This is a genomic window from Salinimonas profundi (assembly GCF_014750655.1).
GTDB lineage: Bacteria > Pseudomonadota > Gammaproteobacteria > Enterobacterales > Alteromonadaceae > Alteromonas > Alteromonas profundi_A.
Window position 1 is genome coordinate 11810 of the sequence record NZ_JABBXD010000001.1, and the last position, 12201, is coordinate 24010.

Annotated in this window: 8 protein-coding genes and 1 pseudogene; 5 read left to right on the top strand and 4 right to left on the bottom strand. The window is 45.9% G+C overall.

All coding sequences use genetic code 11. The features are described from left to right. The first annotated feature begins 107 nt into the window (after positions 1–107). A pseudogene (locus HHX48_RS00040) lies at positions 108–1219 on the top strand (IS3 family transposase). A gap of 443 nt (positions 1220–1662) precedes the next feature. Here HHX48_RS00040 and HHX48_RS00045 read toward each other — a convergent pair. After that, on the bottom strand, positions 1663–2577 hold the full coding sequence (locus tag HHX48_RS00045) for an AraC family transcriptional regulator (RefSeq protein ID WP_191021613.1): 915 nt from the start codon (positions 2575–2577) through the stop codon (positions 1663–1665). A gap of 214 nt (positions 2578–2791) precedes the next feature. Between HHX48_RS00045 and HHX48_RS00050 the strand changes: the two genes are divergently transcribed. From HHX48_RS00050 to HHX48_RS00060, 4 genes are read left to right on the top strand one after another with little or no spacing between them, the layout of a single operon-like run. Continuing rightward, positions 2792–3847 carry an alpha/beta hydrolase gene (locus HHX48_RS00050; RefSeq protein ID WP_191021614.1) on the top strand — a complete coding sequence of 352 codons (1056 nt, stop codon included), beginning with the start codon at positions 2792–2794 and terminating at the stop codon, positions 3845–3847. 12 nt (positions 3848–3859) lie between these two features. Further along, complete coding sequence (locus HHX48_RS18595) at positions 3860–4321, top strand: alpha/beta hydrolase family protein (protein WP_223857938.1); 462 nt, start codon at positions 3860–3862, stop codon at positions 4319–4321. After that, complete coding sequence (locus tag HHX48_RS18600) at positions 4302–4949, top strand: alpha/beta hydrolase (RefSeq protein ID WP_223857940.1); 648 nt, start codon at positions 4302–4304, stop codon at positions 4947–4949. The genes HHX48_RS18595 and HHX48_RS18600 overlap by 20 nt, the downstream gene beginning before the upstream one ends. 36 nt (positions 4950–4985) lie before the next feature. Continuing rightward, on the top strand, positions 4986–6122 hold the full coding sequence (locus HHX48_RS00060; protein WP_223857942.1) for a (R)-mandelonitrile lyase: 1137 nt from the start codon (positions 4986–4988) through the stop codon (positions 6120–6122). Between the two features lie 261 nt (positions 6123–6383). Here the strand turns inward: HHX48_RS00060 and galB are convergent, their stop codons facing one another. The 3 genes from galB to abiEi all read right to left on the bottom strand — a co-directional run bounded on the left by galB (position 6384) and on the right by abiEi (position 11019). After that, positions 6384–9098 carry a beta-galactosidase GalB gene (gene galB / locus HHX48_RS00065; protein ID WP_191021615.1) on the bottom strand — a complete coding sequence of 905 codons (2715 nt, stop codon included), beginning with the start codon at positions 9096–9098 and terminating at the stop codon, positions 6384–6386. A gap of 489 nt (positions 9099–9587) precedes the next feature. Then, positions 9588–10487, bottom strand: a complete 900-nt coding sequence (locus tag HHX48_RS00070) for a nucleotidyl transferase AbiEii/AbiGii toxin family protein (RefSeq protein ID WP_191021616.1) — start codon at positions 10485–10487, stop codon at positions 9588–9590. Beyond that, positions 10480–11019, bottom strand: a complete 540-nt coding sequence (gene abiEi, locus HHX48_RS00075; RefSeq protein ID WP_191022548.1) for a type IV toxin-antitoxin system AbiEi family antitoxin — start codon at positions 11017–11019, stop codon at positions 10480–10482. The genes HHX48_RS00070 and abiEi overlap by 8 nt, the downstream gene beginning before the upstream one ends. Between the last annotated feature and the right edge of the window lie 1182 nt (positions 11020–12201).

The following is a 12201-nucleotide window of genomic DNA, read 5'->3' on the forward strand; positions in this document are numbered from 1 at the left end:
CTAAAAGGTAGTGAAAACCTCTCCTAATTATGTAAACCTCCCCTAAACTAGTGACATACCTTTTTAGAGTTCTTCGGCGTACACTGAGCCAAGAAGGAGAACTCCTGATGAAAAAGTCCCGATACACAGAAACACAAATCGTTAAGATTCTGAAGGAAGTGGAAGCTGGCCGACTGGTTAAAGAGGTCTGCCGTGAGTACGGCATTTCAGACGCCACCTACTACAACTGGAAAGCCAAATACGGTGGTATGGAGGCCTCGGACATCAAGCGCCTGAAAGAGCTTGAGGACGAGAACAGGCGGCTGAAATCGATGTTTGCCGATCTCAGCCTGGAACACCGGATATTGAAAGATATCGTTGAAAAAAAGCTGTAAAGCCAGCGATCAGACGTGAACTAGTGAATTATGCGCGAGAGTAGCATGGCGTCAGTTTGCGGATGGCGTGTCGCGTAGTTGGCATCAGTTACTCGGTCTATCGTTATCAGCCGGATAAAGCGCGCGATGACAAGATCATCGCAAAGCTACAGGAAGCCGTTGAACGGTATCCCGCCTACGGATTCAGTAAGCTATTTAAGATCCTAAAACGCTGGGGTCACGGCTGGAACCATAAACGTGTGTATCGCATTTACTGCGAGCTAAAGCTGAATAAACGCCGACGAGGAAAACGACGCCTACCAGCAAGAAACCCAGAGCTTCTAGCGGTTCCAGCTCAGGCCAAACATTGCTGGTCGATGGACTTTATGTGTGACAGCCTACAATGCGGCAGGCGCTTCAGAACGTTTAACCTGGTGGACGACTTCAACCGTGAAGCGTTGGCCATTGAGATTGATTTAAACCTGCCGTCGCAGCGGGTTGTACGCGTACTGGAACGCGTCGTCGCCTGGCGAGGTTACCCAGCCAAACTACGCATGGACAATGGGCCAGAGTTCATCTCCATCGCACTGGCCGACTGGGCGGAAGAGCATGGCATCGCGCTGGAATTTATCAAACCGGGTAAGCCTACACAAAACTCTTACATCGAGCGTTTTAACCGGACTTACCGCGACGAAATACTCAATATGTACGTCTTCAGAACACTCAATGAAGTGCGTGAACTGACAGATAGCTGGGTGACTGAATATAACGAAGAACGCCCCCATGATGCGCTGAATGATCTGACACCATGGAAATATTTAACCAAGCATGAACAGGCCGAAACCTCTAATTATGGGTGTAACTAATTAGGGGAGGTTTACACTGCCTCAATAAAGTTAGTTTTTCAGTATATAAATTGAAACTAACATCGGATCACTTCGAATAAAAGTTTTACTTTGTAATCAGACCTCTAAGAAGTATGACCCTGCAAGTATCTTCAATTTTACTGATTGCCGATAGGAACCTCTTACAGATTTTTACAAATTACTGCAATGCAGCATTAATAAATGAGCCAGCGCAAGAATGTCACGGACGATCTGGCATAGTTGGACGGGCCTGTTGCTCTCCAAGATGCTCTTCATTGATCCGATTACTAATCTCACTTTCAAAGTTTTCCTTTTTATACCGGACTTTGGTGTCTGGATAAAGAGAATCCCCGTACTAAAATATCTGTATTAGCAGTCTGAATTTATTTATAGACATGTAGCGAATGCTTTTAGTAGAGATATAAATTCATATTCTACGACAATCAAGCCTGAGCCAATTTATTTCGAAGCTCGCTCACATCTTTGGCAGGGGAGCAGCCATAAAAGCGACCATATTCCCGACTAAATTGGGACGGACTTTCATAGCCAACCTGAAACGCTGCCGAAGCTGCATCAAGATATTCTGTGAGCATCAGGTTCCTTGCTTCTTGCAGGCGAAGCTGTTTAACGTATTGCAATGGACTCATCGCCGTCATGTTACGAAAATGATGGTGAAACGTAGATACGCCCATGTTGGCTATCTGGGCTAACTGTTCTACCCGCACGGCCTCTGAGAAGTGTGTTTTTAGCCAGGATATCGCTTTGGCAACCTGGTAGGTCTGCGTGCCCATGGCAGCAAGTTGTCGAAGAGTATTCCCTTGTTCTCCCATCAGAAGCCGATAGAAGATTTCCTTTCTTACTAATGGTGCGAGTACAGCGATTTGTTCTGTTTCATCAACCAGGTCAATCATTCGTTGAAACGCGTTTACCAAAGGTGGTGACAACTTACCAGTCACCATGCCTCGTTCAGCGCGTTTGGTTCTTGAAGGCGGAAGCTGACTATCGGTCATTAACTGAGTAATTTCCTGATAGTCAAATGTGAGTTTAAGCCCAAGGTATGGCACTTCATTACTGGCATCAATAACCTGCGCAACAACGGGCAAATGAACGCCGGAGAAAAGGTAGTGCTGAGTATCGTACGTGTACTTTTCGTCTCCTAGTTGTACACGTTTTGCACCTTGGGCAATAAGACACACACTCGGTTCATACAATCCGGCAATAGGCTTGGCGGCATCCGTCTTCTTGAAGACTGTCAGGCCTGGCACCTTTGTGGGTAAATACCCTTCGTTCTCTGTTAGCCTTGCAATACTGTTTGCAAGACTACTCATCTGGTTTGCTAACACTGACTCTGTCTTCATTCACATCACCTGGAACGCCAAGACTTCTGCATTAAGTATAGCGCCGTATGAAACACGGTAATACCGATTCAATCGCATCCCAGAGAAATAGGCAATCATTGAGCAGGAATTGAATACTGGCTTTGCCGCTTAGTCGCTATGTTATTACCAGTACCACGAATAATTGTAAGCCCCTGATGGGTTTACCAGATAGAGCTGGTGAGGAGAAATGTAAATGAGAGTAATAGCAAAGACAGCAGCGTTGCTGTTAACCGTACATTTACTGTCGGGAGAGGCAAGCTCCGCTGATTATCAGCAAAACCCGTTCACTTTAGTTTATAAAGGCGCGATTACAGAGAATGAAAGTGGCGAAGTCAATATTCGCTCAGTCAGGTATGTGGTAAACAGAATCAGCATTGCCGCAAACGTTTATACACCGCGTGAGTACGATACCTCAAGAAGCTATCCGGCCATTGTTGTTGCCCACCCCAATGGTGGTGTCAAAGAGCAGGTTGCTGGTTTGTACGCTCAGCGGCTTGCTGAGCAAGGGTACATCACTATTGTCGCTGATGCTGCCTACCAGGGAGAAAGCGGCGGAGAACCTCGAAACGTTGATAAACCTGCCAATCGTATAGATGACATTCACGGCATGGCAGACTTTATATCCAGATTCGAAGGCGTTGATCCTGAGCGCATTGGTTTACTGGGTATATGTGGGGGTGGCGGCTACGCTTTAAAGGCAGCCCAGACAGATAAACGATTTCAGTCGATTGCAACCTTAAGCATGTTTAATACTGGGCGGGTTCGGCGTAATGGCTATATGGATTCTGCATTGGACACAGTACAGCAGCGACTAGTATCTGCTTCTGATGCCAGCCAAAAAGAAGCGCTGACTGGCGAAGTTACCTATGTTGGTGATACTAAACTCAGCGAGGAACAAATTTCAGCCCTACCGTTTGAACTCTATCGCCAGGGATTCGAATACTATTGGGACACGCATGCTCATCCAAATTCTACATTTCGCTACACCGAGAGCAGCTTGCTGTCACTGATGAACTTTGATGCCACTACGAATATGGCATTACTTCACCAGCCGCTACTGATGGTGGCAGGAAGTGAAGCCGACTCACTCTACATGACAAAAGAAGCCTATGCGTTGGCAACAGGAACAGAATCAAAAGCAATGCACCTTATCGATAGGGCTACGCACATAGAAACTTACTGGAAGCCCCACTATGTTGATGAGGCAATGGTTAAATTCACCGCGTTTTTTGCCGACACGCTAGGTTAAGGAAGCCGTAATATGAAAATTCAGATGAAACCCAGCCATACCGGAATACTAATGGTGCTGGTTGCGCTTATCGTGAGTGCCTGTTCGACAACAGAACGCACCGCTACGCAATCACCGATAATGATTGCTGAACAGGGTAGCTTTGCAGTGGGTGGCTCCACAATACAAAGTAAAGGCGAATTCGATCCCATTGAACTTAGCACCGATGGACAGACCCTGCATGGTGACCATGCGTATGTGTTTTACCAGGTTCCGGTAGACAAGCGCTCCTATCCACTAGTGATGTGGCATGGCTTCGGTCAGTTTTCTAAAACCTGGGAGTCCACGCCTGACGGGCGTGAGGGGTATCAAAATATCTTTTTACGCAAAGGTTACGGCGTTTATCTTATTGACCAGCCTCGTCGCGGAAATGCGGGAAAAGGTACGCAGCCTGGCACATACACACCAATACCAGATGAAACAAAAGTGGTTTAATGTATTTCGGGTAGGACAATGGCCGGAGTATTTTACCGATGTACAGTTTCCTACTGATGACGCTTCACTGGAGCAGTATTTCCGGCAAATGACACCGGACATTGGCCCGATTGATGTCGATGTAAACGCTGATGCAGTGGACGCGCTTTTCGACAAAATTGGCGACGGCATTCTTGTGACGCACTCTCATAGTGGCGGTATGGGCTGGCAGGCAGCCATGCAAAATCCCAAAATTAAGGCCATTGTGTCTTATGAACCTGGCAGTAATTTTGTATTTCCAGCAGGCGAAGTGCCTGAACCCAAACCAAGCTCAAGTGGTGAACTAACCGCAAAAGAAGTGTCGCTGACAGAATTTATCAAGCTCACCACAATCCCTATCGTCATTTATTACGGCGACAATATCCCCGAACAACCCAGTAATATGCCCGGACAGGATGGCTGGCGGGTGCGACTAGAAATGGCCTATGAATGGGCAGACGCGATTAATCGTCATGGTGGTGACGCCCAGGTTGTGCACTTACCGAAGGTGGGCATGTATGGCAATACACACTTCCCCTTTTCTGATCTGAATAATCTAGAAATCGCTGAATTGATGGCTGACTGGCTAAGCAAAAAAGGCTTGGACTAATCTCCAGGCATTCTCCCGAATAAGAAGGCTCACAAAATGAATATGACGACGTTAGTAACCAAGAAATTGTTATTCGTAATGCAGGGTTTGTGCTTTTGTATGCTCACTGTCGCTACTGCTTATGCCAAAGATGCAGACACCGCACTCACGGACAGACAGAAAGCCATTATCCCTATTGCTGCACTCACTGCCACAGGAGATACACAGGCGCTAGAGAAGGCGCTCAACGACGGGCTGAATAAGGGGCTGACAGTTAATGAAGTCAAAGAAATCTTTATTCACTCTTATGCCTACGCGGGGTTCCCTCGCGCGCTGAATGGAATCAATACTTTCATCACGGTAACAGAGGAGCGCAAGGCGCAAGGGATCGCCGATAAGACAGGCGCAGAAGCTACCCCTGTGCCCGCTAACTACAACGCAAATGCCGTCGGTCATAAAGTAGGTAACGATTTAGTCGGCAGAGATATTTCAAATCGCACAACAGGCTACGCGGCATTTGTGCCAACTATTGATATCTTTCTTGTAGAGCATCTGTTTGCCGATATTTTTTATCGGGATGTTTTAAGCGTCAAGGACAGGGAGCTCGTTACCATCAGCATGTTATCGGCAATGACTGGTGCTGAAGCACAACTCACATCGCATATGAAACTTTCTCAACGGGTTGGATACACAAATTCGCAGCTTCGCGAATTTACGCAGATATTAATTGAAACCGTGAGCCAGGGTAGTGCCACCAGAGCACAGAAGATACTGACTGACGAGCTGAATATCGCGATGACTGACACCAATATAGCTACTGTTATGGTCAATCGGGATAGGTCAGCCACGATGGGGGCAGCGGATAAGTTTACTGGCAACGCAAAAATCACGTCACGCTTTACCTCTTCGGTCTCCTCGCATTACAGGGGCGCGATGGTCGAATTTGAGGCAGGTGCCCGAACTGCGTGGCATACACACCCTAAAGGGCAAACACTCATCATTATTTCCGGTAAAGGGAGGGTTCAACAAGAAGGCAACAAGGCGAAAGCCCTACTACCAGGTGATGTTGTCACTATCCCTCCTCATACCAAACACTGGCATGGTGCTGCACCGGATTCTGCCATGTCCCATATTGCTATTTTGACACCTAATGACGGTGAAACAGTTACCTGGATGGGGTTAGTTAAGGATTAACTCTATACTACGAGAAAGTGGGAGCGGCGCCTCAAAAAGATTGGCTTTCAAATCGCCACATCATATCGCCAGCAGTTCATGCGAAATTATCATCTTAGTCCAAGAGAGAAGGTAAAGCAGTTTCAAAGATGGAGAAGTTGGGAGCAGGGCAAATAATAGTTCAGGTGTTTTATTCATCAATATCAGTATTGGGCACGAAAGTGTAATTACCCGGCGTGCCCAGTATGCTTGATTTTGAAGCTCTTAGCGTTTAAATAGGCATTATTTCACATTTATTTTAACATGTGCTGATTCGAGCCCTTCGCTGTTTGCTGTAACTGTAAAGCTGCCCGGTTGTCCGTTTTTGCTTTTAACAATCACTAATACCTTACCACTAAAAGCTTTGCGCGTGGGGGAAGGAAACGGAGTGAAATTAGTAGAGTCCCCATTTGCGGTGGCAATTATTCTGCCATTACCAGACACAGAAAATTTCACTTCATTGGTGGCAGTAGGAACAATTTGACCGTTTGCATCAATAATATCTAAGGTGATAAATGACAAATCCTCCTCATCGCTGTCAATGACGTTATGATCAGGGCTTAACCGCATACCAGCAGGTTTGCCGGAGGTTTTCACAGTTTCTACAGCCCATTTTTTCCCCTCTTTGTAAGCTACTGCTTTTAAAGTACCGGGCTGGAATCGTACGTTATCAAAGCGTAAGCGGTATTCAAATGCTCCCTTCTTTTTTCGGCCCTGGGACTTCCCATTGACGAACAGTTCTACCTCGTCGCCGGAAGTAAAAATATGTACAGGTGTTATCTTGCCTTCGCGTCCATGCCAGTTCCAGTGTGGCAATATATGTACCATAGGTAACTCGGGTCGCCATTCGCTTTGGTATATATAGAAGCGATCCTTTTTGAATCCCGCCAAGTCGATCATGCCAGAATAAGAGCTGCGCGAGGAGTAATAGGGTGTGGGTTCGCCAATATAGTCCCAGCCATTCCAGACAAACTGTCCAGCCACAAAAGGGTGCCTATCAAGGTATTTAAATACTTTGTCAGCCGAGGAACCAAAATCTACCGCATGGAGTTCGTAGGAGCTCACCTGATGTGAAGTCGAGTCGCCGCCGCGCCCATCGCGTACGGGCGCACTGGTTTCGTCGGTTACCGGAAACAGGTAAATTCCGCGGGAGCTGAACGCTGAAGCTGTCTCAGAGGACAGAATCACCTTATCAGGATGGGCTTGATGGAAAGCAGGATAAGAAGGCGGCGTGCGAATGCGATCGGTGCCTTCGAATTCAGGCAACTGACGGATCCCCTCGCCCTGATAGTTTAGGCTAATGAGATCCATCGCGGCCGTAAATGGGAAGTCGGCTTTAGCCCAATTCATTGACGCTGTGACAGGTCGAGTGGGATCTTCACTTTTGACTATCGCTTTAAGTTGACGAGCAATACGAGCGCCATCTTCCCCAGTATATTGCTCGCCCACTTCATTGCCAATATACCACATGATTACCGATGGATGATTGCGGTCGCGACGAACTAGAGCGCGTAAGTCCTGTTCATGCCAGTCAGCGAAAATCAGATGAAAATCCAGTGGTGTTTTTTTCTTATACCAGCTATCAAATGACTCATTTAACACCAGTATTCCCATCTTGTCGGTAAGTTCCAATAACTCCGGGGCTGGCGGGTTATGTGCCATTCGTATAGCGTTAACACCCATTTCTTTTAGCACTTCAAGCTGTCGTTTAGCTGCACTAAGATTAAATGCTGCGCCAAGCGGCCCCAAATCGTGGTGCTGATTGACGCCTTGGAGCGGAATATGCTGGCCATTTACATAGACTCCGCTATCAGGGTCAAACCGCAAACTGCGTATACCGAAGTTAGTATGAAATGTATCTAGCTGTCTGTCCCCGTGCATAACGTTTGTGACGATGGTGTAGCGATTAGGTTGTTGCTTGGGTAGCGGCCCCCAGAGTTTTGGATTTTTTAATGTCAGTGATGCTGTGAGCTCACTTTCCTCGCCTTTCGGCAGTATTACGCTTTTATTGTCAAAGCTTGCCACTGCGTCACCGCTAATCTGACTATTTTTGTCCAATTCAAAAATCTGGTTTGTGAGCGTAAGTTCTTGCGTTTTATCTGAGTGGTTTTTTAACGCTACGGTAAATGCAATATCGGCCGACTTAGAGCTGATGTTACTGCTGATTACCTGCGTTCCCCAATGCTTAACATGTACCGGGCTGGTTTTAACCAGCCAGACATTACGATAAATGCCGCCCCCGGGATACCAGCGGGAGGACTTTGGAGGGTTATCAAGACGAATTGCCAGTTGGTTTTCTTCTCCCACTTTGATATGCGGTGTTAAGTCCAACCGATAGGATGAGTACCCGTAGGGCCAGCCGCCAACCAACTGCCCATTAAGCCACACCATTGAATATGACATTGCTCCGTCAATATCCAAATAAATTTGGTTATCTGCATCAGCCTGGTTCAGCGTAAAACTGTTTCGATACCAGGCAACACCATGACTTGGAAGGCGACCCATACCGCCACCCACTTCAGGGTCTTTGCCAGTGAAAAAAGGGCCTTTTATAGCCCAATCATGGGGGAGGTTAACAATCTTCCAGTCGCTGTCATTAAAATCAGGCTGAACAAAAGGGAAGTCTTCGCCGGGATTTCCCGGCGGCCGTACATAGCGGGAGGAAGGATTCGCAATAAAATCATTACCAGTCGGCATTACCCAAGGTTTTAGTACCTGTTGTCTGGTCTTTACCTCTATCGCATCGGTAGGTTTAGCATCAGCATTATTGCTGTCGTCAAATTTTAAAATCTCGGGTCGAACATCATAAATCAGAGAATCGGCCTCATTCATTGACGCGTATTTGAAAAAACGCCAGCCTTCATTGAATGAGATGCGCTCTCGTTCCTGCGCAAGTACAGGTTGCATCGCTAATAGCGAAAATGTTGCCAAAAGCAGCAATTGACTCGTCGAAATCATAATCTTTCCCTTTCTGCTTTGCTTGTATACAAGCTCTGATTTTTCAATATAAGCATGTTGAATTAATTCCTAAACCTTTAACGAAATTCGGTAAGCCAGAAAGTAAATATTGAAACATGTTTACCGCACAAGGGGTTGCAGTTTAAATGACACAGATCTTAATCGGCACCGGATAAATGTTGAACGGAAGTACAAACTTAAAATCAGTTAGTTATGAGCTATAAACGGACAATAAGCGACTTACCTGATAGGAGAGATTTACTTGCAAAAATTTAAGGCCACGACTGATGCGAAAGGATTGACTGGTAAGCCTCTAGTTCAGTAGGCTCATCATAACCATATTTTGGGGTGGAACTGAAACCTATTGTCCAATGCCTGCTTTCCGTACATAGATGTCCCTCGGAAAAAACAATCAAAATGCAGTATTAAGCACATAAGGGGTTAAGCCTTACCTTGGATAAAACACCAAGCGATCTTGATGTATCTGAACTACATGCTCATATCCCAATCATGCCGTTCTTTATTTCCACGAGTCAACGCCGACTCAATTGCATCGATTTGTGAAGTAATCGTTGCGCCGACGTATGGCCAGAACTCTTTACGATTCAGGGTGCGCTCTCTAATACCTTTAGGAACAAATCGAGACATTTCTCTTTCAAAGTCTGATTTCGTTTCATGCGAAGCCAGAATGAATCCGCGATGTATCTCTAGACTGTCGAGAAATTCATCCTGAGTTTTACCACGCATCTCGAGCTTCTTTTTCACAAGCGACGCTTCAATTGGCACATTTTTCTGGTTTAGCCATGTCAGGTCCCACACGTCCCGGGGTTTAATCCGGCGCTCTCGAAACGCTAACGTAATAAGCTTGTCGGCAAGTATCTCTTTGGCACTTTGCACAGGAATTGGTAAACCTTCGACAAGCGAGGTTACTTCATAGAAATTTTTAGCCGGACGGCGAACCTTATCAAACGAGTCATAGCGGCAAATGTCGATTTGCATCTTCTGTGAAGATAAGTCTGGGCGCTTAGGGTTTTTGACGATGGTCACTTTCCAGGTTGAAGTGTCGCCGCGGTCTATGACAGGCTCTCGCACACTGACGTCCAGCATGAATTTATTTTGCAAGTTTGACTCTATATCAGCCGATAGGGACGAGAAGTCTTTTGTTGAAAAATGCGCGCCTCCGGTAAAGTCTAAGTCTTCTGACAGGCGGTTAGAGCCGTGACAAAGATGCAGGGCCGTTCCGCCAATAAAAGTGAGATGTTCTAATAACCCTTCTTTATGCAGAATGTACAGCAACTCATGATGCACAATCTCTTTTTCTACGACATCTTCCAACCCTATCAATTGAGGGTTGTTCTCAATTGCCCGGGTAACCAAAACACTAATCATTGATGACCTCTTCATTTATCATATCAGTATTTCTCCCGACCCGCTTTAAATCTGCAATCGCCCGCTTGGCTTTGGCCCGAAAAATCCGTGCATCAGAATCATAATACACATCTTCCTCGGTCAGGTTTTTGCGACTGGTGTGCGTAAATTCGATTGTCCCATACCGCGTCTCGATTTTACCACTTCGGCCCTGTGTCATGACGGTAAGGTAGCCAAATGGGATTTGGGATATTATCCCTTGTCTAGAAAGCTCAGTTTCTAAGCTGACATATATGAATTTATTCCAATGCAGACGAGAGGCAATATATTCAAGCACTCCTACTTTTATAGGCTCATTGCCAGGCAATGCATACATGTCCCGGCAAACTTTCAATAGCCACCTATTTGAAACACCTTTAGACAGTTTTTTTCGAAAATTATCATTAACACTTTCTTCAGTTGCCAATGCGATATCGTGGGTTGTAAATATCGCAAAATGACCATCTTTAATGGCTTTATGTAATGTAATGGTGACCTTCAAAGCAAAGTTCATTAACACATTTTCTCCACTTGGGTGAAATTATGTATAGATAATAGTATATTTATTTAAATGTACACTTTTTCGCCTTATAGGTGAAAAGGTGTGAGCATGAATTGGTTTGTATACTGTGGGCGAATTTTTGGACAGGTGTTGATTGCAAAAGGGTGGAGATAACAGGTCATGTACTGAGCTTTACCGGATTGCAAACCGACCACTATTGTATTGTTGGTCTCTGCACAAGTTCGCGCTCTTCAAAGGCGGATTGTGTGTCTCTGGTGAATATATCTGCAGTCGAGTAGCGGCAGCTAAACCTTCTTCGGGGTTGATTATAAAGCCATCGAATTCTTTGAGCAGGGTTTGCTTCGATGTTGGACCGTAATGTCGATCTACCTCTACCTAGACTTCTTATGGAGGCCCCCCATTGATGAAACATCATCAACAGATCGATAAAGTCTGTCTTGCCTGGCACGATGGCTCAGTCTGTAAGTGAAAGTATCTCGGTGATACAACAACTTGACTGGTCAATACGCCCAGCGACGAAGGGCGCGTTAGGGCTCTACCCAGATTCACTGACACACCCATAGAGAGGCATACTATGCTTAAAAGGAGTGTCTATGACCAAGCTATTGCAGTAACTCAGCATCATGAAAACGGTTCATCCTCTCTCGTCGACGACTAACAAGATTCGACAACGCTTTGAAAAAAGCATTGGCCTGCTCGCGAGTCTAAGGTTGACTATATATTTCGGAATCCTACCGTTTGGTTGATGAAGCTAGGCCTGGTGGGGGCTCTACAAAAAACCTGTGGCTGGAAAGACACGTTAGATGGCGTCGGACTACCTTGTAAAATCGCAGAAGGATAGGCTAGGAGATGTCGGCAGTTGTTAGCGACTACGTGAATCCTTTAACTTTATAAGCAATTATATTTAAAAAATATAATTATAAGATTTCAATATAATGGCGTATGAGATACCTCATTATACATATGCTCGCCAGGCCCGCTCTCCGTTGCAGCGCCATTCCTTCGATATGACCCTTTGCGCCAGATGCTACGACCGGCCCTAAGTCGCGATTCTGTCCAAGTCCGCCCATAAGGAATATACTTGTGAAATATCACGCACAAGTGGATCAAGCAATGAGAATCGTTTCGTTTACAAAAGCCCGAAATGAGCGAAGATTACGAAAAACAACGTCA